Genomic DNA, 26,480 nt, shown 5'->3' with positions numbered 1-26,480 from the left:
AGAGAGACTAATAAAAACACTATTCTTTAGGATTTGTTGATAATGGTGACAGATTTGGTAAGGAAATATAAAAGAATGATCCAATATATAAAGAGCGTGAATTTTTTCAAAACACGCTCTTTCTTTTTGTTCGTTTCTCAAGTTTATTAATATCAATTTGATCAAACTTTATTCTAAAGCTATATGAATGATGGATTGGTTGATGAGTTCAGTTAAGGTTTCAATTCCTTTTGGCAACAAATGGACACCGTCTGCTGCAAAATATTCTGGGTGGTCAATAGCTTCGGAATGCCAATCAACCAACGTAACATTCTCATACTCTTGAGATTTTTTATATAATGCTTGATTCACTTTGTCTTCCCATGAGCGCGGTACACGTGTATTGACTAAATATATATGAGCCTGCGAGAAAGCGCTGAGTAATGTGTCCATTTGATGATTAGTAAAATAACCATTTGTTCCTAGTTGGATGATGACTGCTTTATCCGGATGATTAAAATCTGCATATCCAGGGGCTAATTTGATAGCTTGTGAAACTTGTCTTCCAATTTTTGCATCAATCGTTATGTCAGGAAATAATTTTTGCAAGCTTGGAGCAATATCTATCATAAGCGAATCTCCAATGGCCAGTATTCCCGTATACGGTTGATTTAGAGGTATATCATTAGTATCATTTTTCTCCTTTTGGGGTGTTTCTTTGTTCTGTTCGGTTCCTGGTTTAAATTCTTCGCCATGATCTTGATCGGAAGGATTTTTCTCGGATGCAGTGCTTTCCTGATTCGTATCGGTATCTTTACTGTCGGAAGACGCTTCACCATTTATTTTTACTTTAGCTGGATATGACGCCATTGCATCCTTTTGTTCTTCACCTTTTACCACACCCGTGATCCCGGTAATAAAAAACAGGAGGACTAAAGGGATGAGCGCCGTTGATATTTTTCTGCCAAAAGAAAAGCTTCTCCACTTTATTCTATTGATGACAAAGTACCTCAGAAAAAATGATCGGAATCCATGTTTTCGAATCGGCATTTCAATAATACGATAAGACAGTTCCGCAATGATGAATGTAATGGCTAGTTGCAAACCGACACGCCAGTATGCAGGATTTCCTATTTCATAAACGGGAGTGCTCAACACGATCACTGGGTAATGCCAAAGGTAGATTCCGTAAGATCTTGTACCTATCCAGCGTAGAGGTTTCCAGGCGAGTAATTTCCCTAAAAAGCTTGCCGGATGACAAACACAAGCGATCAGAATCGCAGCATTCATACAAATTAGTAACATGCCCCCTCTGTACAAAAACACCTGATATTCATCTACAAACAAAACGCAAAAAATGAAGATGACCAATGAAATGATACTTGTTATATTCAGTGTATTGTGAAGCTTGACAGAAAGCTTTTTGGACGAGAGTCTCTTCATTGGCCAAACAAGAGCCAACCAGCAGCCAATCAACAGTTCAAATGAACGGGTATCGGTCCCATAGTAAACACGACTGGGATCTGTCCCGGGTTCAAAGAGCAGACCCATTAACACGGCAGAGCAGATTGCACCGCTAAAGACATAAATCGCAAACTTGCTTTGCTTATTAAATATGTATAGACCAATTGCCAACACAATCGGCCAAATGATATAAAATTGCTCCTCTATTGCTAATGACCATAAATTCTTCAATGGTGAAGGGGAGCCAAAACTATCAAAATATGAAACTTCATGAAAGATAAACCACCAATTGCTTGTATAAAAAATAGAAGAGATTGCATCTCCTCTTACTGTATGAAGAAGTTCTCTGTTAAATAACGTCACCCAAACGATAGTAACCAAAATCATGACATAGGCTGCCGGAAGTAGACGCTGCATCCGTCCAATCCAAAAATCACGCAAATTAATTGTAAATCGCTGTCCTTGTGCCGGCAACATGATCGACGTGATTAAGTATCCGGATAAAACAAAAAAGATATTTACTCCGAGGAACCCCCCTCTAGCCCAACTGAAGTTAAAATGGTAAGCAATGACAAATAGTACTGCTAAAGCTCTAAGTCCATCCAATCCATGGATATAACGGTGATTTTGTGTCTTGCCTGACATAATCTATTCCTCCAATAATCTGTACTGCTCCTCATGTTTGTCATGATATTTAAAATTTAGGGAGAGGAGCAAAAATCAATCCCTGAATAGACGTGACCACCCAATCATTTAGTTTCATAAAAAAAGATAAAAAAATAATAACATACACTATTTTTTTGAAGGCAAACTTTATTATATTACTCAACATAGTTTGTTTAAAGAGATAAAATAGGGTGGCTTAATTTCAAACCAAGAATTTAATATTTTGGTGGACCGAATTCTGGAATATGAGAATGAAACTTTTTAATGACGTTTCTACGTCTAAACTGCGAACAGCTTATAAAAATAAAATGTATTTTGCAAAAAGGGGCTCTTTGAACTAATGAAGAAAGAAGATGTGAATGAACTATTCGTCACCTGTATGAATGATCACAAAGAGGATTTTTATCGTTTGGCGTTCAGTTATGTAAAAAATCAAGAGGATGCATTGGATATCGTCCAGGAGTCAATAAAAAAAGCACTTATCTCTATCGAAGCGATTCAAAAATCTGGATCGATCAAAAGTTGGTTTTATAAAATTGTCGTTCGTACGTCAATCGATTTTTTAAGAAAGCAAAAGAAAATCACCCTTGTGGATGATCAAACGTTCGAATTTTTAAGTCATGGAAAAGAAGATACATACAATGACATTGATCTTTACAATGCTTTGGATGAATTACCCATTCTGTACAAAACAGTTATTATTCTGCGCTTTTTTGAAGATTTAAAATTGGAGGAAATCGCGGAAATTATAGATGAAAATATTAATACAGTGAAAACACGGCTTTACAGGGGATTAAAATTATTACGCATCATCATCACTGAGGAGGAGTTAATATAATGGACAAGAAATTGGAAGCTTTAAGAATAGAATATAAAAATACACCTATCCCCGATGATTTGGATTTCATCGTGAAAAAAGCTCTCAAGCAAAAAACGAAAAAAAATGTGAACAAGATGAAGCGTCTTATTGGGATCGGAGCAGCGGCGCTGATATTCATCACAGGAATTAATGCGAGTCCAAACCTTGCAAATGCCTTATCAGAAGTGCCTATTGTTGGCTCGCTCATCAAGGTGTTGACTTTTACAGAATTTAAAGTAGATGAGGAAACGGCCAAAATGGAAATAAAAGTACCTGCCATTACGAACATGGAAAATAAAACATTAGAATCCACTTTGAACAAAAAATACTTGGCAGAAAGTAAAAAATTGTACAATGATTTCATGGCGGAAATAGAGGAAGTAAAGAAAAATGGCGGAGGTCATTTGGGTGTAGAAAGCGGTTATGATGTCAAAACCGACAATGATCAAATTCTTGCTGTGGGCAGATATGTTGTAAGCACGGTGAATTCTTACTCAGAATATACGTATGATACGGTCGACAAGAAAAATGAACTTTTGATAATCTTACCGAGTTTATTTAAAGATGATAGCTATATGAACCTGATAAACGAAAACATAAAGGAACAGATGAGGCTTCAAATGGATAGAGACCCCGACAAGTTTTATTGGTTGGATGATGAAATGGGCTTTAAAACCATTGCCAAAGACCAAAGTTTTTATATAAACGATGAAGGAAAACTTATTATCGTGTTTAATAAATACGAAGTCGCTCCAGGGTATATGGGCGTTTGTGAATTTACTATTCCGACCGATGTGATTTCCAATGCATTAGCCAGTAAAGAATATATTAAATAGCGGGATTATAACAAAACTGAGAACCGTCACGTAAATGACTTTCTTCTAAAGAATAGACTACTTCTTAAATAGGAGGTAGTCTTTTTTTAAAAATTACGATTATACAACAATAACATGTTGTGGGCAGGAGTCATTTTATTTAGGCTCCGATGATACAAAAAAACCTTTTGAGTTATTTTTTTACATAAATTGAATTATTCTGTTATTCTAATATTCGTAAATAATGCATTATCCGTATGTTGAATAGTATTTTTAATAGCATTTTTTGTCATTTGACGAACATTAAAATGAAAATATAAAATAATATTCGTATTTTGCATTGCCAAATAGATTATTCTTCATTATAATCTTAAGGTGTAAGGGAAAGATAAAACCGGATCCTAGTATGGTGTTAATCATCATTCAATAATACTTTTTTGAATTGGAAAGTGAGGCCAGAAATGACGCAGCGAAGAATCCCTTATCTCATCTTGGCTCCAGGATTGATTCTCTTAATTTTATTCTTGGTGTTACCGCTTGTTTCTACGATTTTCCCGACGTTCTTTAATGGGGGGTTCACCTTGTCGAATTATACTTCGTTCTTCTTGGATGAGTATAATTTTGGTATTTTTTGGCGGACGCTAAAGATATCACTAATAGCGACGCTAATTTGTGTAGTGCTAGGAGTCCCAACTGCCTACTACATTTCCCAAAGTCCAAAAAAATGGCGCGGATTGTTAATGTCAATCACATTGTTTCCGTTGTTAACGAACTCAGTTGTACGGAGTTTTGCTTGGATTACCATATTGGGACAAGATGGTATTCTTAACAATGCTTTAATGAATATTGGCATAATTTCTAAACCACTTACTTTACTTTATACAGAATTCGCCATTATTATTGGCTCTGTGTATCTCTTCTTACCATTAATGGTCATAACTTTAGTGGGAATATTAGAGAACATTGATACTGAAATTATGGAAGCAGCAGAAACGTTAGGCGCTAATCGCTTGATTGCTTTTGTGAAGGTAATATTGCCATTAAGTGTGCCGGGAATTATTGTTGGCAGTATTTTAGTTTTCACAGGGAGCATGACAGCCTATACGACCCCGCAATTACTAGGCGGGAACCGAAACATCATGTTAGCTACCTTCTTATATCAAAATGCAACTGCACTAGGAAACTGGCAAGGTGCAAGTGTCATTGCCTTAATAATGATAGTGGCGACTTTAATCGTGATGAAGCTATTCAGCTGGGTTGCGGGACGAATGGATAAAAGAGGTGAGGCGAGTGCGTAAGAATGTCAGTTTAAAAATCTTTGCAGGCCTGGTTTTTGCATTTCTATTAGTTCCTTTGCTCATTATAATTGTGACCTCTTTTGGAACAAATTCAACCATTCAATTTCCAATTAAAGGTTTTACCCTTGAATGGTACAGTAAGGTATTTAACAATGAATCCTTTATGGACAGCTTCTTTCTCAGCCTGCAAGTAGCATTTTTTGCGACTCTCTTGGCGTTAATTATTGGTGTGCCAGCTGCTTATTCTTTGGCACGTCACAGGGTGTTCGGACGGAATTGGATTAAGAGTTTTTTCCTTTCTCCAACGATTGTACCTGGTTTGGTAGTAGGATATTCCATGTATCAATTTATTGTAATCAAGTATCAATTTCCTATCATCCAAGGATTGTTATTAGGTCATTTCTTGATTTGCCTGCCATATGTAATTCGGGTAGTTGGTTCAACGATTGAGCAGTTGGATTTTTCAATTGAAGAAGTTTCGTGGACGTTAGGCTCCACAAAATTACAAGCGTTTATCAAAGTGGTGTTACCGAACATTACTTCAGGAATTTTTGCTTCCTTCATGTTGGCCTTCATAAATTCCTTCAACAATATACCTGTATCTCAGTTTTTATCAGGACCAGGTGTAACCATGCTGCCAACTAGCTTAATGAATTATATAGAATACAACTATGATCCATCAGTTTCTGCTTTATCAGTCATTTTAATGCTTGGTACGATTGTTCTAATGTATGTTATTGAAAAGACATTGGGGTTAGCAAGTATTTCATAGGAACATCCAAGATGTTAACATCAAAGGGGGTAAAACAGCGTTATGTCCTATGTTGAATTAAAAGATATTCGTGTGAGTTATGATAACAACACAGATATCTTAAAAGATTTAAATTTATCCATTGAAAAGGGTGAATTGGTTTCCTTATTAGGACCATCAGGCTGCGGGAAAACAACCACTTTACGTGTTATTGCCGGCTTAATTGCTCCAAATGATGGCGAGTTCCTTGTGGACAATCAGAACTTAACAAAGGTGCCTGTTCATAAACGTGAATTTGGAATGGTATTCCAAAGCTACGCATTGTTTCCCCATCTAACAATTAAGGAAAATGTCGCGTTTGGCTTAAAATTACGCAAGGAAAAAAGGAATATCATAGAAAAAAAAGTACAGGATATTTTAGCGATTACTGGCTTAGAAGAGCTGGGTGACCGTTATCCCAAACAGCTATCAGGCGGGCAAAGACAACGTGTAGCTTTAGCGCGTGCCTTAGTCATCGAACCGAAATTATTATTATTAGATGAACCTTTAAGTAACTTAGATGCTAAATTACGGTTGGCGATGCGTATCGAAATTAAACGAATCCAAAGCCAATTAGGCATTACATCGGTGTTTGTAACCCATGATCAAGAGGAATGTTTCTCGATTTCGGACAAGGTTGCTGTAATGAATAAAGGAGTAATCGAACAGTTCGACACCCCTGAGGAAATTTATAAAAATCCAAAAACGGAGTTTGTTGCCCGTTTTATCGGGTTTGAGAACTTTTTTGAGTTAACACCGACAGAAGACTGGAAATATAAAACGGTTGATGGAACAATCTTTCAAAGTACTCACAAATGGGAGCCGGGAAAGCGTACTGGGACCATTCGTCCAGAAGATATCGAGATTGCAGCTATTACTCAACAAAATACAAATAATACGGTGTCAGGGACTATAAAAGTCCGTACATTCCTAGGTAAGTCTTATCAATATGAAGTTGAAACTCCAATTGGTACATTACTCGCAAATAAAGCCGATGATGTGGTCTATCAAGTCGGAGACAATGTGACATTATCGATTCCTGCTCACAAACTAATCATTGTTTAATTGGTAATAAAAATTAATAAGACTGATCAAAATGGTAAATGATAGGAACATCGAAAGTTTAGCGCTGGCTTCTAATGTAGTTATTGATGTTCAGACATCTAAGAAAAGGGGAGAAAAAAATGAAAAAGAAATTAGGTTTAGTAAGTTTAACGTTAATAACTGCTAGTGTCCTGGCTGCGTGCGGCGGCGGCGGTGACGAAGGTGCAAGTAAGGAAAAACAAACATTGATTATCTCAACTTTTGGATTAGAAGAAGATAAAATGCAAGAGGATGTCTTCAAACCATTTGAAGAAAAATACAATGTAGACATTGTGTTAGAAACGGGTACAAGCTCTGAGCGTTTGACAAAATTAAAAAGCAACCCAAACTCAACGGTTGATGTTATTGAATTGTCCCAATCAAATGCAGCTGACGGTGTTGAAGCAGGTCTATTTGAAAAGATCGACAACTCAAAAGTTCCTAACATGGACAATCTAATTGATAGTGCAAAAGAATTAGCTGCCGATGGTTCGGGTCCAGCATACACGTTGAACAGTATCGGGATTGTCTATAATACAAAGACCTCAGGTAAAGAAATTAAGGAATGGGATGATCTATGGGACCCATCTTTAAAAGCGAAAATCTCCATTCCAGACATTACAACCACATTTGGTCCAGCTATGCTTTATGTAGCAAGCAGTCACAAGAATGTTGACCTTACAACGGATGATGGAAAAGCATCTCTTGAAGGAATCACTGAATTAGCTCCAAACGTTGTAAAAACGTACAGCAAATCATCAGATTTAGCCAACATGTTCCAATCAGGAGAAATTACAGCGGCTGTTGTCGGAGACTTTGCTGTTCCGATTATTACGGAATCCAATCCAGATGTAGCCTATGTTGTCCCAGAATCTGGAACATATGCAAACTTTAACACGATCAACATCAACAAAAACTCTAAAAATAAGGACTTGGCATATAAATATATTGATTGGCGATTAAGCCAGGAAGTTCAGGAAAAAACAGCAGTATCTCTAAATGAAGCTCCAACCAATAAAAATGTAGTACTAGACGTTGAAACAGCAAAAAATAAAACGTACGGAGAGGTTGCAGAACGGACAAAGAAAGTTGATTCTTTATTCGTAAATAAAAACCTTGAATCTTGGATTAATCAATGGAATCGGATTTTGAATAAATAAAAACTATGTATGGGGAAGGGCTAAGGATAATTCTTGGCCTTTTTCTCTTTTATTAAGTAATTGGAAGGTGGGCGAAATAAATGAAAGTCGATTTAGCCATTGTAAATGCACAGGTTTTTAACACTTTCACCAAAAAGTTTGAAAAGAAAAATGTGTGTATTATTAATGATAAATTTTACTACATCACTGCTGACGAAATGGAAAATTGTCAGGCGATTGAAGTCGTTGATGCAAAAAACCAGTATTTGATTCCCGGCTTAATGGATATTCACATGCATATTGAAAGCTCCATGACTTCCCCTTCCATTTTCTCAGAGGCGGTATTAACCCATGGAGTAACAACGGTGGTCGCTGATGCTCATGAGATTGCAAATGTGTTTGGTATGGAAGGACTGGAGGCGTTCTTTTCTCAGCCAAGTGTCATGGATATTTTCTATGCGATTCCATCATCTGTTCCTTCGACGACACCAGAACTAGAAACAACTGGCGGTTTTATTGGTGTTGAAGAAGTAAAACAGCTCTTGCAGCATCCGAAAGTAATTGCACTAGGGGAAGCGATGAACTTCAATGGCATTGTCAATGAACCAGATTCTTTGATTCGGCAGATTTTACATGCAGTTCAAACGGATAGACCATTTATGCCTTTAGAAGGACATGTTCCGCGTGTTTCGGGATTAGAATTATCAAAATTTTTATATGCAGGTATAACAGCGGATCATACCCATCAATCGCCTGAATCAATATATGAGAAAATCACGAATGGAATGTTTTTAGAATTTCAAAAGAAATCAATTACCCCTGAGAACATACGCGTTGTTGTTGAAAATCATTTCTATGAATATATGGCTATTATTACGGACGATGTGATGGCGGACGACTTGTTGAAAGGACATTTGGATGCCAACGTACGATTAGCCATTTCATGTGGGATGCCAGCAGAACAGGCTATTTATTGCACTACTTATACGCCTGCAAGAAGAATGGGATTCCAGGACAGAGGTGCGATTGTCCCAGGCTTTAAAGCTGACTTTCTATTGCTGAATGATGTTGAAGGCTTTGAAATTGGGTCGGTATATAAAGATGGAAAATTGGTATATAAACGGGGAAATGAAATCAGGTATCCAGATATGAAACCTGATTTTCCAGAACGTTTCTATAAATCCTTACATTGCCGGGCATTAACATCAGAGGATTTACGTTTCAAGGTGATGGCCTCTGAAAAGGCTGTAGTCAACGTGATTCAAATTTCGGAAGTGGGGACATTCACCGAACATGTACAGCGGGAAGTAAGGGTCGCAGATGGGTTGTTAGATTGGGAGAATAGCGGGTTAGCCTTAATTGTTGTGATGGAGCGATATGGGAAAACCGGTAACATTGCCTACGGATTTGTTGATAAAGCTTTATTTGAAAAAGGGGCTGTTGCCACTACTTGGGCACATGATCATCATAATTTGATGGTAATGGGAACGTGCTCGGAGGATATAATAGCCGCGCAAAAACAATTATTGGATATGCAAGGTGGTTATGTCGTGGTACAAGCTGGGAAGGTGCAAGCTGTTTGCCCATTGCCAGTTGGCGGAATTATCAGTGATGCAACGATACAAGAACTAGGTGCGCAATTGATGGAAGTTCGTCAAGCGATGATTCGATTAGGCTACCGTAACAGTAATGAAATTATGTCCTTCTCGACTTTATCGCTGCCTGTTTCACCTGTTATCAAAATTACAGACAAAGGGATGATGAATGTGCGTTCCCAAACGATGATCCCTCTGGTTGAGGGTGAACAAATTTGAAAATAGTGATTAAAAATGCTTGGGTATTAACCATGAATGAAAAGATGGAACAGTTTCCAAAGGGCTTTATAATAGCAGATGATGAGAAAATAGTAGATGTTGGTGCGATGGATTCACTTCCAAATGACATCGCTTATGACAAATCCATCGACGCTAAAGGGGCTATTTTGTTGCCGGGTATGGTCAATACTCATACTCATATTGGCATGATTCCGTTTCGTTCATTAGGGGATGACTATCCTGACCGTTTACACCGCTTCTTATTTCCGTTAGAAAATGAATGTATGAATGAACAGCTGGCGTACACGAGCGCAAAATATGCCATTGCTGAAATGCAGCTTGCCGGTGTGACGACATTCTTTGATATGTATTATTTTGAACAACAATTGGCCGAAGCGGCAGAAGAAATGCATAGCCGCGGTATTTTAGCAGAGACCGTAATAGATTCAGTAACGGTTGATGTACCAGCGCCAATGGGTGGTTTACAGTATGCTCAAAGTTTTTTGCCGAAATGGCAAGGTAATAGTAGAATTCAAGCATCAGTAGCACCGCATGCCCCTTACTCTAATACAATTGAAGTGCTCCAGCAAGCGGATGCTTTGTCTCAAACGTACAATTTACCATGGATGATGCATGTCAGTGAAATGGATTTTGAAATGGTGAAATTTCGTGAAGAACACAATCAAACTCCGATTGAATTTTTAGAGGAGATTGGTGTATTGAGTCCAAGACTTGTAGCTGCACACTGTATTCATTTGTCAGACCATGATATTGAAGTGTTAAAGAAGTTTGATGTGAAGGTTGCGCATTGTATAGGTGCTAATACTAAATCGGCTAAAGGTGTAGCCCGTGTTCGAGATTTATTAGCTGCTGGTGTAACAGTTGGGCTGGGTACAGATGGACCAAGCAGTGGGAATACCTTGGATTTATTTAGCCAAATGCGAATGTTTGCCAATTTTCATAAAACGTATTTACAGGACCGCAGTGCCTTTCCCGCTGAAGAAATTGTAAAGTTAGCAACCATCGGGGGAGCGAACGTTTTAGGCATGACGAAGCAAATTGGCTCGATTGAGGCAGGAAAACAAGCTGATTTCATCCTAGTTGAAACCGATTCAATAAATATGTTTCCTATTTTTGATCCGTATTCTGCTTTAGTGTACTCTGCTAATGCTGGCAATGTAAGAGACGTATTTATTGCTGGTAAGCAAGTGGTGGCTGGGAAAAAGTTAGTGAATTTTGATGAAGCGCAATTAAGAGCAAAGCTTGCTGAAGCAATGGAGCAATGCGGATTTATAACAAAAGCATTAAAAGCCATGGAGAAACAATAAAACGAAGTGCTTGATTCGACTATCCCGAGAACCGATCACGTATAATGGCTCTTTTCTAAGAAACAGACTACTTCATTTTAAGAAGGCGGTAGTGTTTCCAAAGTTGATGCTCCGACCGGTTCACCAGGAAATCCACTGGAAATGGAAGATCTATTAAACAAAGCCACCACTTTATTAGGCAACCAGGCCGATTACCTAATCGAACTTTTTTCAGCAGAAGTGGATGTATGGGGAAGCTTTTATAGGACCCATTGGTAGGAAATTATCATGATTTTATATATCTTTAGATTCTTTCCTTAATGAATGGGTAGCATGATGTAATATCGCCCATTATCCCTTGATTCTATAGGAGTCGTGTCTTTAGGTTTATATTAAATCCTGATAAGGTACAAAATAAGAGGTTTTCCATTCGTTCTATGAACTTTTGGGATGCCTCTTTTTTCATCTCTTTTGTCACATGCAGAACATGTTTATTAGGTACAATGGAAAACGTCTGGGTCTTCAGGTGTTATTTTTTATAAATTATGGTGGACAACTGGTACAAAATAAAAAATTTTTTCTTTTTTATAGAATAATAAAAAAATAGCTTTTATAATAAATAGGAAAATAGAGGGAACTGGAAATAAGTGAAAATCAAAGAAGATTTCGTGAAAAAGCAGGTGATGAAGTGAGTATTAATGTTAATTTAGCTGCTTCTCAGGCAAATAAAATCAACGATTATTCCTCAAAACTAATTGAAGTTAAAAGTAACTTAAATAGGGTAAAAGGGAATCTCAATAGTGGCTGGAATGCACAAGAAATGATCTATATAAACCAAACAATTGATAGTATAAATCGGGAAATCGCCGCTCTATCTTCTAAACTAAGTTCAATCGGATCGGATGTTCTCTCGGCTGCACAGCAAATTCAGCGTCAAGAAGAAGCCGAAGCAAAGGCAAAAGCAGAAGCGAAAGCAAAAGCGGAAGCTGAAAAAAAGGCGAACGCCGCTGGTAACTAAATTAATACTGTACATATTGGAGGTGCTAAAAATTGCCGCCCATAAAAATTCAAACAGATTATGTTAAACAGACTGGTGCCAGTATTGGTCCTATGTCACAAAAAGTATCAGAGGTTATTGATGGTTTAAGCGCTCTTAGGTATTCGATTGATCATGAGATCATGAATCGGGGGAATTTACGTTCAAGGTTCAATTCTGCAATCACATCATCTCATCAATTAGAGACGAAGTTGAGAGATTTGAATCGCTTTATTGCACAATCCATGGATAAGTATCGTCAGACAGAGACTGAACTGACGAAAAAATCGGAATCCGCCCTAACTCCAGAATCTAAGAAATCGGCAATTGCGAGTATTTTAAATGTCTTCGACTACATCAATGGAAAGCTTAGTCTTGGGGATGCCGCCTTAGTCGGAACACAACTGTTCACAATCGCGCTTACAGCTGGGCTTTCACGGAAGCTTAAAATTAATTACATAGGCGGGAAGCCATCGTTGTTACAGAAGATTAAGGGTGATTATAAATTTTCAGTAGGATCTCATCCATTCTGGAAGAGCAGAGGAAGAGGAAGATATGATTCAAAGCTGGCTCGTGCAATTTACAATTTTTCAAAATCGAGCCCTACCAACCCTATCGTAAAGCAACTTCATAAGGTGGCAGCTTCTTATCATAACCCTTCAGCTCTATTAAAGCATGCGGCTGGTTATCCAAAGAATTTGGATCGGATGTTAAAAGCGGATACCTTATCTGGTACATTCCAAAAACGAATAACAACCGGTACAAAGGAAATTGCCGAGCACTTAATCGATGCCAAGGGATGGACCAAAGTGGCAAAGAAAGTCCCGATGGTTGGCTGGGGAATATCACTCGCTGCAAACGCTGCAGAGCTTGTTGATCCTGACAATGTAGGTAAGACCGGTGGTGAAATAACCGGACGTGCAGCTGCTGGAATTACCGCGGATGTTATCGCGATCAGCGCAGGAGCTAAAGTAGGTGCGATGATTGGCAGTGTGGGCGGACCTGTAGGAATCGTAGTTGGCGGTGCTGTTGGTGCCTTTGTCGGCGGAGTCGGAAGTATAGTCTTTGAGGATCAGATTAAAGATGTTGGCGAAAAATTCGGAGGAGCAGTTGAAAAAGGAATTAAAGATATAGGTGCAGGGATTAATAACACCTTTAAATCCGTTGGAAGCTGGTTCAACTAAAAACGTTTTATTATGAAAGGGAACGACAAATCTTCACCAAATCTCTTAATAAAGGATAAGGATGAAACATGACTTTAGAAACAATGAAACTGATTGAAGGCTTATTATCCTATTATCTGAGTGTTCAAATAATGTTCAGTATCTTAGTGTTTTTACTCGGAAGAATCGTGCTTGATGTTTACGAAGCAGGTGTTTATGAAAATCCAAAAACGGTATTTCAACGAACGTTTACGTATGTAATTAATGCTTTTTTTGGTATAGGACCCTATCTGAACAAGAAATTTTTAAAGTACTCTTTCTTAAAAAGAAAGTTCTTTATGTTGATTTCTATTGTTGTCCAAATTTTTGCCTCTATTATTGTTTATTATGTGATTAAAAATCTGCTCCGGGCAATCTTTCTATAATCACTCTTTCGTGAAACTATAATATAAAAAGGCTTTATAACGAAAAGGATTGTGAAATAAATGGATTATATCATGACTTGTACATCAGCGGAGCTTGCGCTCTTAGTAACCCTTAGTGGATATCCTGGTGTAGCAAAAGGAATTGCGGAGGCTTCGATTGGAGAAAAAAGTCCAAAAGAGTGGGAAGCGATTATGGAAGTTACTACTCACCAATTAATACTAAAGCAGCTCTGGGATGACGAAAGAGAAATAAAGGGTGAGGTTCCATTAAAGGATGAGATTCAGCAATTTATTAATTACTATGTCGAATCGAAATGGATGATTCGCTGCTCAAATAAAGGGCAATCGAACATTCTAATGATTCACCATATTGAAAACGATACATGGATGTCTCATATCATTGATCGTGACATTATCCACGAATTCGCCTATATCAAAGGGGCTGATATTTCAAACATTATCCGAAACTATTACTCTTTTTCGGAAGAGACGATTGTAAGAGCGCAGCTGTTCCATCTTTCCGATCAGGCATTTGATTTACTGAGTGAACCGCATAACGCAGGGAAAGTAAGAAAAATAAGCAGTTTTTCACCTGAAGAAGAACAGAGCTTTCGCTTGTTTCTCGATGATTTAGAGTCGCAGACTTGGTCACTTTATAATATTTCAGTGTTCCATAATCCAAGCATAGAAGCAGATCCGATTCTCGAAAATATTGTCTTCTTTCTTCCTTCAGCTAGAGGGATATGGGTCGTAGAATATAAGGATCATCCGACTGCACCAGTCCAGGTTGCATTAAATACGTTTGAGCAGTGGTGTGACTTATTAAATAGTGTAGGGATTGAAGCAGCAGGCGTGAATGGTCGATAACATAGAATTATAAATCCACATGAGGATTTTTGTAATGCCAATTATCCAAAAAAGAAAAGACTACTTCCTAAAAACAGGAGGTAGTCTTTTTTGTTGTAGAAATTTAGTTATCATCCGTCTAATATTTATTGGAATTTTGGATATTGCGTGACTTTTTACAGGAATTTTACAGAAAAAATAGAATATATAGATATAATGTCTTTAATTGGTAAGACCCCCTGAGGAGGATGAAAAGTGGCCCGTGAACAAATGAATCCAACGATAGAAAAAATTCTTTTAAACATTGAAAAGGTTATGATTGGAAAAAGAAATGTAGCCGAACTTAGCCTAATTGCCTTATTAGCAGGAGGTCATGTGCTGCTAGAAGACGTACCAGGTGTTGGAAAGACCATGATGGTTCGTGCACTTGCAAAGTCTGTTAATGCTAACTTCCGTAGAATTCAGTTTACCCCTGACCTTTTACCATCAGATGTAACAGGAATTTCGATTTATAATCCAAAGGAAATGGAATTTCAATTTCGACCTGGACCGTTGATGGGAAATATTATTCTCGCAGATGAAATTAACAGAACCTCGCCAAAGACCCAGTCTGCTCTACTTGAAGGTATGGAGGAGGCTAGTGTAACCATTGATGGTGTCACCCATCGACTGCAAAAGCCTTTCTTTGTCATGGCCACACAAAATCCAATTGAATACGAAGGTACTTATCCGCTGCCAGAAGCACAGCTGGATCGCTTTATATTGAAAATGAAAATGGGATATCCAGAAGTTGATGAAGAGATAGAAGTTCTAAATAGGGCACAAAAGGTCCCGCCAATTGAAAACCTTTATCCAGTGATTGACCTAGAAGGATTAATAGCACTTCAAAAGGAAATCAAAGAAGTTTATGTGGACCAAACGATTAAGCGTTATATTGTTGATATCGTTAACATGACTAGAAACTTTGCTGGAGTATACCTTGGCGCCAGTCCAAGGGGATCGATTGCCTTGATGAAAACGGCACAAGCCTATGCCTTTATGTATGGTCGTGACTATATCCTTCCTGACGATATACAATATTTAGCGCCATTCGTTTTATCTCATCGGATTATTTTGAAATCAGAAGCAAAATTTGAAAGTATTTCAGCAGAAGAAATTGTCAACCGAGTCATTGCAAGAATTCCTGTTCCTATTCAAAGGCTTGTGAAGTAACCATGAAAAAATTATGGATTCCATTCAAAAAAGTATGGAGGTTTGTCATTTTACTTTTTTTGATTGTTCTTACCTTTTCTTATGCCATGTTTCAAGGAGGATTTGTAAGCTGGTTTTTATTTTATAGCTTTTTACCATTTGCCCTCTATTGTATCAGCCTAGCATTCTATTCATTAAACGAATTGGAAATTACTCGTGAGATCCCTAAAACGGATTACAACGCAGGTGAATCTTTAAAGGTATCCATAAATGTGAAGAGAAACTCTAACTTCCCAATATTTTATTTACTCATTGAGGACCAATTGGATGAAACCCTAAAGTTTTCCCAACAGAAAAAGAAAGCGAAGACTTTAGTATTGCCAGGTTTTAAGAAGGAATTTTCCTATGAATATATTATTGATGACCTCCCACGAGGGGAGCATCTATTCCACAGCTTTATCGTTCGAACCGGGGATCTTCTTGGCTTAGTTGAAAAAGAAAAAGTCCACCAAATTGAAAGTAAAATCATCGTCTATCCCGCTTATACGGAGTTGCTTTACCGACCGTTTGAGACCCATTTCGATCAAGGTATGACAGCATCAAGAGAGCGGGTCCAGCGTGATACCACGCTGGCAATCGGTGTGAGGGATTACCAGCCTGGGGATCGCTTTTCATGGATTAACTGGAAAGCAACTGCAAGACGTAATGAAATCATGACAAAAGAATTTGAACAGCGTCAATCCCATGATGTGTTTGTTGTGATGGATTGTGTGCCTGATAAGCATTTTGAAGCAATTGTTTCCTTTACGGCTTCTTTATTGCGTGCCGTTTTGAAAAAGGGAGCACAAATCGGACTTCTAACAATTAGTCGAGAAAGAGCATCATTCCCCATTAGGGGTGGAGAAAATCAATTACAACAGCTTTTTTACCATCTTGCAAAGATAGAAGCAAAGAGTCCGTCCTCGATTGAAAAGGTGTTAGAGACTGAAGGGATGTTTGTCCAACAAACAGTTTCCTTCTTACTAGTAACTGCTCAATTAACGAAGCCTTTAATAGAAAAGGCTGGATTTCTTGGACAAAGAAAAGGGAAGATCACCCTTTTTCTTATAAAAGGTGAAAAAGAAGCTCCTACGCAAAACGAAAGATCACTTATTGCACTGGCAAATGCACGAAATGTACGTGTGCTGATGGTTCATGAAGGAGAATTTGCATCAGCCTTTTCGGAGGTGAATTTGCGATGAAAAGAGATTTTCAGTCTTTTCTTTTATACTTATTAGGTTTTCTGCTTTTATGGGAATGGTTACGTCCGGTTGAGCAATTAACTACAACTGAACATATTGAGATGTTTGTTATATTTATCCTGATTTCATTTGCCGCATCGTTCTTAAGGCTAAAGTGGATATGGCAAACGATTTTGAAAATCTGGTTCATCCTCTTTTCCCTTAATATGTTTCATTATGAGGAAGGATTCTTTCAATTTAGCTGGTTGTCTTCTTTTTTTAGTAATTTGACCACAGATTTTAGTATGCTGGTGGCTCGTAATTGGACAGGAATATCAAATGAATTTCGGACATTTTTGTTTTTTATTCTTCTTTGGTTAATGGTCTATTTAGTCAACTATTGGCTGCTGAATCGAAAAAGAATTTTCATTTTCTTCTTTATGACGCTCATTTACATAACGGTTTTGGATACTTTTACACTCTATAGTGCAAGAACAGCTATTGTCCGAACAGTTGTAGTGGGTTTTGCTGTCATGGGGATGTTAACCTATTATCGGATCCTGGCTAAAGAAAAAGTGAATACGGATTCTCTCAACACACGAAAATGGATGAGACCATTAGTTTTAATGATTGCTTTTAGCGTTATAGTTGGGATTGTTGCTCCAAAATTCGAACCAATATGGCCGGACCCTGTTCCTTATCTTAAGGCTGCTGGCAATAAAGGCGGGGAAGAAGGAATTGGCACCGGTGTTGCTAAAGTCGGTTACGGCACCGATGATTCCCGTTTAGGCGGTCCTTTTATTGGGGATGACAGTATTGTGTTCCGGAGCGAAGCAATGGAAAAGAATTACTGGAAGGTAGAAACAAAGGACCATTATACAGGAAAAGGTTGGATTCCTTCAGATTCCACTCTTTATCGAATAGGTGGAGAGGATTTAATACCTGTTTTTTCTATCCCTTCAAATGTTGAAACCCGGGATGAAAGTGCATCCTTATTTATGTTTATGGATTATGAACACCTAATATATCCTGCTGGTATCCAAAGGGTACAATTTCAACGTAATTATATCTTGGAGATCGATTCAACAAAGGAAAAAATCTCAATATTAAACGGTGTTGACTCTACTCCAATCGCTCCGGATGCCTATTCAATAGAGCATAAAATTCCGAAATATAAAGCAGCTGATCTAAGGGAAACAACTGCAGCAAATCCTGAACAAATAAATGCAGAATTTCTCGAAAGATATACGCAATTGCCTGATAACCTCCCTGATAGAGTTAAGGAGCTAGCTGAGAGTATTACGGAAGAAGAAACAAACTGGTTTGATAAAGCAAAAGCTGTGGAGCGCCATTTTGGCAGCGCAGGGTTTATCTATAGTCAGACGGATGTGGCGGTTCCTGGTGAAAATGATGATTATGTAGATCAATTTCTATTTGAAACAAAAATAGGGTATTGTGATAATTTTTCCACCTCAATGGCGGTTATGCTTCGATCATTAGGAATTCCTACACGGTGGGTAAAAGGTTATACTGGCGGGGAGTTTCTAGAATACAGTGAAGATGATTCTTCGAAACAAATCTATGAAGTCACCAATAATAATGCCCATTCCTGGGTTGAAGTTTATTTTCCTAACCAAGGATGGGTTCCGTTTGAACCAACAAAAGGTTTCACGAATACGGTTTCTATTGATTTTACAAATGATGATGGAACACCGGCGGCTACGGAAACAACGGCTACACCTACGTCAAAGCCGCAGCAAGAACTAGAGGAAGATACGGACAGTTCAAAGGGGACGGATAAATCTTTGTCGTTTAGTAGTTTCTGGCTAAGCGTTAAAACATTCTTTAACAAGAATTGGAAGTTGATGTTATTAATATTTGGAGTCATTGTTTGTGCGGCTGGACTCTTATATCGATTACGAGGCAAATGGATTCCGCATTGGTATTTACTTCAGTTCCGATTAAGAAAAAAGGATGAAAATATTGGTAAAGCTTACCTCATTCTTTTGGAACAATTAGAGCGCTACGGCTTAAAGCGTAATGAGGACCAAACATTGAGAAATTATGCTCGATTCATTGATACCTTTTTTGCATCGAGAGAGATGTCTAAGTTAACGGATAGATATGAGCAATATCTATACCATCAGAAACTACCAGATGGAAGCTGGAAGGATTCAAGGGAATTGTGGGAAAATTTAATTAAAAAGACTATTGCTTGACCAGAAAAACAACCTATTGATACAATGAATTTTGAATTTTAATTATATAGGTATGTTTTCCTTCATATATCCTCGAAAATAGGTTCGAGAGTCTCTACCGGGTCACCGTAAATGACCTGACTATGAAGGCAGAAATTTCTGTTATAGCAAATGTGAGAAAGCTAGATTTCTGCCTTCCTGGTTTATTTGGAGGGAGAATTCTAGTTTTTTTTTGTTATTTAAGTAAATACTAACCTTATTATTATTGGAAGAGGTGGCCGTGTTGACAAATACAGATTTAATTGTTGTTTTAGACTTTGGAAGCCAGTATAACCAGTTGATTACACGCAGAATTCGTGAGTTCGGTGTTTACAGTGAACTTCATCCTCATACCATTACGGCTGAGGAAATTAGAAAGATGAATCCTAAGGGAATCATTTTTTCAGGTGGACCAAACAGTGTATATGATGAAAACTCTTTCCGCTGCGATGAAGAAATTTTTGAAATGGGTCTTCCTATCTTAGGAATTTGCTATGGTATGCAATTAATGACTGTTCACTTTGATGGGAAGGTTGAAAAAGCAAAAAACCGTGAGTACGGAAAGGCTGTCATGAATATCCAAAATCAAAGTAAGCTATTCCACGATATGCCGGAAGAGCAGGTTGTTTGGATGAGTCATGGAGATTTAGTGGTGGAAGCACCTGCTGGTTTTACTGTTGATGGAACAAACCCATCTTGCCCAATTTCAGCGATGAGTAATGAGGACCGAAAATTATACGCTGTTCAATTTCACCCAGAAGTTCGTCATTCCGTGTATGGAAATGAGCTGCTTAAGAATTTTGTTTTTAATGTGTGTGAGTGTAAAGGCGATTGGTCAATGGAAAACTTCATTGAAGTGGAAATGGCGAAGATTCGTGAGCAGGTTGGCGATAAGAAAGTACTTTGTGCCCTTAGTGGCGGAGTAGACTCTTCTGTTGTTGCTGTACTTATTCATAAAGCAATCGGGAATCAACTAACATGTATTTTTGTTGACCATGGTTTGCTTCGTAAAAATGAAGCGGAAAGTGTTATGAAGACTTTCACAGAAGGCTTCCATATGAATGTCATTAAAGTAGACGCAAAAGATCGTTTCTTATCTAAATTAGAAGGCGTTTCTGATCCAGAGAAGAAACGGAAAATCATTGGCAACGAGTTCATTTATGTATTCGATGATGAAGCGACTAAGCTTGAAGGAATTGAGTTTTTAGCTCAAGGAACACTGTATACCGATATCATTGAAAGTGGAACTGCCACTGCACAAACGATTAAATCCCACCATAATGTCGGTGGTTTGCCAGAAGATATGCAATTTAAATTAATCGAACCATTGAATACCCTGTTTAAAGATGAGGTTCGTGCGCTTGGTACAGAGCTTGGAATACCGGATGATATTGTTTGGAGACAGCCATTCCCTGGACCAGGTCTTGGAATTCGTGTCTTAGGAGCGATTTCTGAGGATAAACTTGAAATTGTTCGCGAATCTGACTGGATCCTGCGTGAAGAAATTAAGAAGGCTGGACTTGATCGTGAAATATGGCAATACTTTACGGTACTGCCGGACATTCGCAGTGTTGGTGTAATGGGCGACGCCCGGACATATGATTATACAATCGGTATCCGCGCTGTTACGTCCATTGATGGGATGACCTCTGACTGGGCACGTATCCCATGGGATGTGCTAGAAGTTATATCAACTCGGATTGTAAATGAAGTTGCACATGTTAACCGAGTGGTATATGACATTACGAGTAAGCCGCCTGCAACGATTGAATGGGAGTAAATTTTATATAATGGTTCTAAAAACGAACGTTTTTTAATATATATTAAAAAACGTTCGTTTTTTGTGTTTACAAAGAGAAAAATCCTTGGTAGAATAATGAGGAAGTAAATAATTTGTCGATTTAACTCGTATAATATTGGGAATATGGCCCAAAAGTTTCTACCGAGCCACCGTAAATGGCTTGACTACGAGGCAGTGTTTAAAACTGAGGGACCTCCTCATTTTATTTACACTAGCCCCAAGTCAAGCGTTCCGGTAGATATCGGAGCGTTTTTTTGGTTTTTATCAAAGAAAGATTCCTAGGGGGAAGAAGAAATGCAAAAATATTTTATGTTTAAGGAATTAGGGACGAATTATCGCCGTGAGATTATTGGCGGCATAACAACATTCTTGGCTATGGCCTATATACTTGTCGTGAATCCGCTGACTTTGACTCTTGCTAGTGTAGAAGATTTACCTGATGCGCTTAGAATGGATTATGGAGCTGTATTTGTAGCAACAGCATTGGCAGCAGCGATCGGTTCGATTGTTATGGGTCTTTTAGGAAAGTACCCGCTTGCTTTAGCGCCTGGTATGGGATTGAATGCCTTCTTTGCCTATACAGTTGTATTAGGAAGTGGTATTCCATGGCAGCATGCATTAGGAGCAGTATTGATTTCGGGAGTATTTTTCTTCCTATTAACATTAACAGGTTTACGTGAGAAGATAATTAACGCTATTCCGATAGAGCTTAAGCATGCTGTTGGAGCAGGAATTGGTTTGTTTATTACCTTTGTTGGATTGCAAAGTGCAGGAATTATTGTTAACAATGATGCAACTTTAGTTGGATTAGGAGATTTAACAGCAGGACCTACTTTACTTGCTATCTTCGGGATTATCGTAACAGTTATTATGATGACAAGAGGTATTAATGGTGCAGTATTTTATGGGATGATTATTACGGTCATTGTCGGGATGATTTTTAACCTAATTCAGACACCAGAGAAAATCGTTGATACCGTTCCAAGTTTAGAACCAACATTTGGAGCAGCTTTCTCTTCATTAACGGATAGTTCATTTTATACAATGGGTATGCTTGGGATTATCTTAACATTCTTGTTTGTTGATTTCTTTGACAATGCTGGAACTCTTGTGGCAGTCGCAAATCAAGCTGGAATGATCAAAGATAACAAACTTCCTCGTGCAGGTCGTGCATTACTTGCTGACTCAGTAGCAACAACAGTTGGTGCGGTCCTTGGAACGTCAACAACTACATCTTATATCGAGTCATCTGCAGGGGTAGCAGCAGGTGCAAGAACTGGTTTCGCAGCACTCGTTACAGCAGCATTGTTTATTCTATCACTGTTTTTCTTTCCAGTATTATCTGTTGTCACTGCACCAGTTACGGCGCCAGCATTAATTATTGTTGGGGTATTGATGGTATCTTCTTTAGGAAAAATTGATTGGTCAAAATTTGAAATAGCCGTTCCAGCATTCCTTACCATGATAGCTATGCCTTTGACATACAGTATTGCTACAGGAATTGCCGTTGGATTTATCTTTTATCCAATCACCATGATGGTTAAAGGCAGAACGAAAGAAATTCATCCAATCATGTACTTCTTCTTCGTTATATTCTTGCTATATTTCATTTTCTTACAATAGGATCTAGAGTGCCTGTGAAATTCACAGGCTCTTTTTTCATTTGACTGTGTAAATCTTGTCTGTTGATTTCTTCTCCAAGCACATCGCTTTCCGCGGGCATCAATAAACTTCTGATAGATACACTGGCATTGCTTGGATTTACGTTGCGTTCTTTTTGATCGCTATAAACGGAGTAACATAAAAATAACTGTCGAATATTGTCGTTGACTTCTTGTTTTGTCTCTTATAACATGAGAATACAAAGGTGATAGGGACGAAATGGGGGGAAGGTTATGGTAAAGCTGTTAATTGATAAGGTGTTAAATAACAATGTTTTAATAGCTGAGCACCCTTCCTATGAAGAAGTAGTCTTGATCGGAAAAGGAATTGGTTTCAATCGGAAACATGGGGATTTTATTGAAACAGATTCAGTAGAAAAGCTCTTTGTGCTTAAAAATGAAAGGGAACAACAAAATTATATTAAATTGCTTCCTTTTATTGATACCGAATTACAAGAAGTGATTATTTCTGCCATAAGTCTGATTAAGCAAAGAACAAATACGCTGCTGGATGAACATATTCATGTTGCCTTAACTGATCACTTAATGTTCGCTATTACAAGGACATCTAAAGGAATGGAAATGAGTAATCCTTTTCTTGTCGAAACGAAAACACTGTATCGCCATGAATATGAAATCGCTTCAGAGGTTGTTGAATTGATTAGTGAGAAGACAGGGATTTCACTTCCTGTTGGTGAAATTGGTTTTATCGCTCTACATATTCATAGTGCGATGACGAAAAAGAACTTATCTGAGGTTAACCAGCATTCGCAGTTAGTGAGCAGACTGGTGAATATGGTTGAAGAGCAATTTGATATTGTCATCGATAAAGAGAGTATTGATTATATGAGGCTTGTGCGCCATCTTCGATTTACTATTGAGAGAGTCATTAAAGGGGAAAAAGTAGAGGAACCAGAAAAAATAAATTCCCTATTGAAACAAGAATATCCTGTATGCTATAATCTTTCATGGAAGCTCATTAAAGTGATGCAACAAACATTAAAAATGAAAGTATTTGATGCAGAAGCCGTGTATTTAACGATGCACTTGCAGAGAATACAGAAAAAATTCAAATAGCTATTATTTTTTACGTGTTACTGATTCGATCAGGCATGAGTGAAAAGTATTAATTGAAACAAAGGCTTATGGGTAATCTATACCCATAACCTCAATTCAATTAAACTTTTACTCATGCCTTTTTTGTGTTTTTACAATTTTACGATAAATGAAAACGCTTAATGAGCTATATAAAAATTGGAGGTATAATTTATGTTTAAAAAAGCTTTTGGCGTCTTGCAAAAAGTCGGTAAAGCCTTAATGCTCCCGGTCGCACTTTTGCCGGCTGCTGGTATTTTGCTTGCTTTAGGAGCTGCGCTTAGAAACCCAGCACTTTTAGAATTAGCTCCATTTCTAGATAACAGTACGGTTGATATGATTGCAGCTGTTATGCAGAAGGCTGGAGATATCATCTTTGGAAACCTCCCGCTCTTGTTTGCGGTGGGTGTTGCTGTTGGATTAGCTGGGGGAGAAGGAACAGCTGGTCTTGCTGCAATTATTGGTTACCTAATCATGAATGTAACGATGGGAACGGTCCTTGGGATTACACCAGAAGATGTAAATGGTCTAAACTATGCAAACGTTTTAGGAATTCCAACACTGCAAACTGGGGTGTTTGGAGGGATCATCGTCGGTATATTAGCTGCGACAATGTACAATAAGTTTTATGAAATTGAATTACCATCTTATTTAGGTTTCTTTGCAGGAAAACGATTTGTACCAATCATCACAGCAGCATCTGCACTAGTTTTAGGTTTATTAATGATCTTCATTTGGCCACCAATCCAAAACGGACTAAATGCTTTTTCACAGAACATGGTTCACGCAAACTTAACTATTTCTGCCTTTATTTTCGGAGTAATTGAACGAGCATTAATTCCATTCGGTTTACACCATATTTTCTACTCGCCATTCTGGTATGAATTTGGAGAGTACGTCACAAAGGCAGGAGAAGTGGTTCGTGGAGATCAACGTATCTTCATGGCTCAAATCTCAGATAACGTTCAAAATTTAACAGCTGGAACATTTATGACAGGTAAATTCCCGTTCATGATGTTTGGACTTCCGGCAGCGGCTTTAGCGATTTACCATGAAGCTAAGCCTGAAAAGAAAGTATTAGTAGGAGGATTAATGGCATCAGCTGCCCTCACGTCTTTCTTAACAGGTATTACAGAACCAATTGAATTCTCATTTTTATTCGTAGCACCAATATTATTCGGTATTCACGCAATTTTTGCCGGATTCTCGTTTATGATTATGCACCTTTTAGATGTAAAAATCGGGATGACGTTCTCAGGTGGATTAATTGACTATATCCTATTTGGATTAATCAACCCGCAAACAAATGCTTGGCTTGTAATTCCGGTAGGTCTCGGTTTTGCGGTTATCTATTACTTTGGTTTCCGGTTTGCGATTCGTACCTTTAATTTAAAAACACCTGGACGTGAGCTAGAAGAAGAAGAAGAAAATCAAGCACCAACAGGTAAAGCAGGATCGGCTGATTTGGCTACTAACATTTTGGATGCGATGGGTGGTAAAGGAAATATTGCTCATTTAGATGCATGTATTACCCGTCTACGTGTATCGGTTAATGATATTAAAGATGTTGATAAAGACCAACTGAAAAAACTTGGTGCAGCCGGCGTTTTAGAAGTAGGAAACAATATTCAAGCGATCTTTGGACCACGCTCAGAAACGATAAAGGGACAAATGAAAGATATAATAGAAGGAAAAAAACCTCGTACTACAGTGAAGACGCCTGAAAAAGGTGTGGAGCAACAAATCGAGGAAATAAATCCAGAAGCACTTCAAACCACTCGCAGTACTGAAGACGAAGGATTTATGGCACCTCTAAAAGGTGAACTAAAACCAATCACAGAAGTTCCAGACCAAGTTTTTGCTGGAAAAATGATGGGTGATGGTTTTGCGATTGTCCCAGTAGAGGGTACAATTGTATCACCTGTAAATGGGAAAATAGTTAACCTATTCCCAACCAAACACGCAATTGGAATCCTTTCTGATACAGGACGCGAAATTCTTATCCATGTTGGAATTGATACCGTGAACTTAAAAGGTCAAGGATTTGAAACCTTGGTAGCTGAGAATGACATTGTAGAACAGGGTCAGCCATTACTAAAAGTTGATCTGGATTATATTAAAGAACATGCTACTTCAACAATCACGCCGATTGTTTTCACGAACTTAGCAGAAGGTGAAAAGGTAGTAATTGAAAAGCCTGGTCAAGTTGATCTGAAACAAGCAGGAATTATTAAAATTACGAAATAAAACAAAAGCCGGCTCTCTGTGTGGGAGGCGGCTTTCTTCTATATATTAATGTAGATAAATAAGTGAGGAAAAATTAATTCTAATATTTTGTTGACGTTAGTTAGTAAGGGTGTTATTATATTTAAGCAGTCGTTAATGACGAGTTAACAACACGCAAGCGTAAAAAACTTTTTTTAAAAAAGTATTGACGCTAAGTTAACGAAATGATATAGTAATAGAGTTGCTTCTAAACGAAGTGTTTACGAAGTTAATGATGAAATTTGTTCTTTGAAAACTAAACAAACAAGAACGTCAACAAACAATTTTTTAGCTTTTTATAAAAGCTAAGCCAACGTAACAAAATG

General features: G+C 37.9%; 20 protein-coding genes and 2 riboswitches. Of the genes, 19 read left to right on the top strand and 1 reads right to left on the bottom strand.

Features of this window, described 5'->3' with window-relative positions; all coding sequences use genetic code 11:
* Positions 1 to 168: 168 nt before the first annotated feature.
* Positions 169 to 2,088 (bottom strand): acyltransferase family protein, encoded by a 1,920-nt coding sequence (locus TR08_RS05025; RefSeq protein ID WP_045516272.1) that lies wholly within the window; start codon positions 2,086 to 2,088, stop codon positions 169 to 171.
* 361 nt (positions 2,089 to 2,449) lie between these two features.
* Here TR08_RS05025 and TR08_RS05020 point away from each other — a divergent pair, with 361 nt between their 5' ends.
* From TR08_RS05020 to ptsG, 19 genes are all read left to right on the top strand, one after another.
* On the top strand, positions 2,450 to 2,947 hold the full coding sequence (locus tag TR08_RS05020) for a sigma-70 family RNA polymerase sigma factor (protein WP_045516271.1): 498 nt from the start codon (positions 2,450 to 2,452) through the stop codon (positions 2,945 to 2,947).
* Positions 2,947 to 3,804 carry an RsiV family protein gene (locus TR08_RS05015; RefSeq protein WP_045516269.1) on the top strand — a complete coding sequence of 286 codons (858 nt, stop codon included), beginning with the start codon at positions 2,947 to 2,949 and terminating at the stop codon, positions 3,802 to 3,804. The genes TR08_RS05020 and TR08_RS05015 overlap by 1 nt, the downstream gene beginning before the upstream one ends.
* Positions 3,805 to 4,244: 440 nt before the next feature.
* Positions 4,245 to 5,081, top strand: coding sequence for an ABC transporter permease (locus TR08_RS05010; RefSeq protein WP_045516267.1), 837 nt, complete (start codon positions 4,245 to 4,247; stop codon positions 5,079 to 5,081).
* A complete protein-coding gene (locus TR08_RS05005; RefSeq protein ID WP_045516265.1) occupies positions 5,074 to 5,853 on the top strand; it encodes an ABC transporter permease in 780 nt (259 codons plus the stop codon). The genes TR08_RS05010 and TR08_RS05005 overlap by 8 nt, the downstream gene beginning before the upstream one ends.
* 42 nt (positions 5,854 to 5,895) lie before the next feature.
* Positions 5,896 to 6,936, top strand: a complete 1,041-nt coding sequence (locus tag TR08_RS05000) for an ABC transporter ATP-binding protein (protein WP_045516264.1) — start codon at positions 5,896 to 5,898, stop codon at positions 6,934 to 6,936.
* Between the two features lie 119 nt (positions 6,937 to 7,055).
* Complete coding sequence (locus TR08_RS04995; RefSeq protein WP_045516263.1) at positions 7,056 to 8,114, top strand: ABC transporter substrate-binding protein; 1,059 nt, start codon at positions 7,056 to 7,058, stop codon at positions 8,112 to 8,114.
* Between the two features lie 80 nt (positions 8,115 to 8,194).
* Positions 8,195 to 9,907 (top strand): adenine deaminase C-terminal domain-containing protein, encoded by a 1,713-nt coding sequence (locus tag TR08_RS04990; RefSeq protein WP_045516261.1) that lies wholly within the window; start codon positions 8,195 to 8,197, stop codon positions 9,905 to 9,907.
* 5 nt (positions 9,908 to 9,912) lie between these two features.
* Positions 9,913 to 11,235, top strand: a complete 1,323-nt coding sequence (locus TR08_RS04985; RefSeq protein WP_238579086.1) for an amidohydrolase — start codon at positions 9,913 to 9,915, stop codon at positions 11,233 to 11,235.
* A gap of 667 nt (positions 11,236 to 11,902) precedes the next feature.
* Complete coding sequence (locus TR08_RS04980) at positions 11,903 to 12,232, top strand: hypothetical protein (protein WP_045516259.1); 330 nt, start codon at positions 11,903 to 11,905, stop codon at positions 12,230 to 12,232.
* 32 nt (positions 12,233 to 12,264) lie between these two features.
* Positions 12,265 to 13,434 (top strand): hypothetical protein, encoded by a 1,170-nt coding sequence (locus TR08_RS04975; RefSeq protein ID WP_052427344.1) that lies wholly within the window; start codon positions 12,265 to 12,267, stop codon positions 13,432 to 13,434.
* A gap of 68 nt (positions 13,435 to 13,502) precedes the next feature.
* Positions 13,503 to 13,838, top strand: coding sequence for a hypothetical protein (locus TR08_RS04970; protein ID WP_045516257.1), 336 nt, complete (start codon positions 13,503 to 13,505; stop codon positions 13,836 to 13,838).
* A 60-nt stretch (positions 13,839 to 13,898) separates the two neighbouring features.
* Complete coding sequence (locus tag TR08_RS04965) at positions 13,899 to 14,705, top strand: hypothetical protein (protein ID WP_045516256.1); 807 nt, start codon at positions 13,899 to 13,901, stop codon at positions 14,703 to 14,705.
* A gap of 249 nt (positions 14,706 to 14,954) precedes the next feature.
* On the top strand, positions 14,955 to 15,896 hold the full coding sequence (locus TR08_RS04960; protein ID WP_193747679.1) for an AAA family ATPase: 942 nt from the start codon (positions 14,955 to 14,957) through the stop codon (positions 15,894 to 15,896).
* 2 nt (positions 15,897 to 15,898) lie between these two features.
* Positions 15,899 to 17,116: a DUF58 domain-containing protein gene (locus tag TR08_RS04955; RefSeq protein WP_045516253.1), complete on the top strand. Its 1,218-nt coding sequence runs from the start codon at positions 15,899 to 15,901 to the stop codon at positions 17,114 to 17,116.
* Positions 17,113 to 19,314, top strand: a complete 2,202-nt coding sequence (locus tag TR08_RS04950) for a transglutaminase TgpA family protein (protein ID WP_045516252.1) — start codon at positions 17,113 to 17,115, stop codon at positions 19,312 to 19,314. Before TR08_RS04955 ends, TR08_RS04950 begins: the two co-directional genes overlap by 4 nt.
* Positions 19,315 to 19,356: 42 nt before the next feature.
* Positions 19,357 to 19,457: riboswitch (purine riboswitch) on the top strand.
* Between the two features lie 119 nt (positions 19,458 to 19,576).
* Positions 19,577 to 21,112 (top strand): glutamine-hydrolyzing GMP synthase, encoded by a 1,536-nt coding sequence (gene guaA / locus TR08_RS04945; protein ID WP_238579085.1) that lies wholly within the window; start codon positions 19,577 to 19,579, stop codon positions 21,110 to 21,112.
* Positions 21,113 to 21,218: 106 nt separating this feature from the next.
* A riboswitch (purine riboswitch) is annotated at positions 21,219 to 21,320 on the top strand.
* 107 nt (positions 21,321 to 21,427) lie between these two features.
* Positions 21,428 to 22,756 carry an NCS2 family permease gene (locus TR08_RS04940; RefSeq protein WP_045516249.1) on the top strand — a complete coding sequence of 443 codons (1,329 nt, stop codon included), beginning with the start codon at positions 21,428 to 21,430 and terminating at the stop codon, positions 22,754 to 22,756.
* Between the two features lie 272 nt (positions 22,757 to 23,028).
* Positions 23,029 to 23,871, top strand: coding sequence for a glucose PTS transporter transcription antiterminator GlcT (gene glcT, locus TR08_RS04935; protein ID WP_045516247.1), 843 nt, complete (start codon positions 23,029 to 23,031; stop codon positions 23,869 to 23,871).
* A gap of 192 nt (positions 23,872 to 24,063) precedes the next feature.
* Positions 24,064 to 26,136, top strand: coding sequence for a glucose-specific PTS transporter subunit IIBC (ptsG, locus tag TR08_RS04930; RefSeq protein ID WP_045516245.1), 2,073 nt, complete (start codon positions 24,064 to 24,066; stop codon positions 26,134 to 26,136).
* Positions 26,137 to 26,480 lie beyond the last annotated feature (344 nt).

This window comes from Neobacillus niacini (assembly GCF_000759675.1).
Classification (GTDB): domain Bacteria; phylum Bacillota; class Bacilli; order Bacillales; family Cytobacillaceae; genus Neobacillus; species Neobacillus niacini_A.
This window is presented reverse-complemented; position numbering and strand designations above follow the sequence as displayed.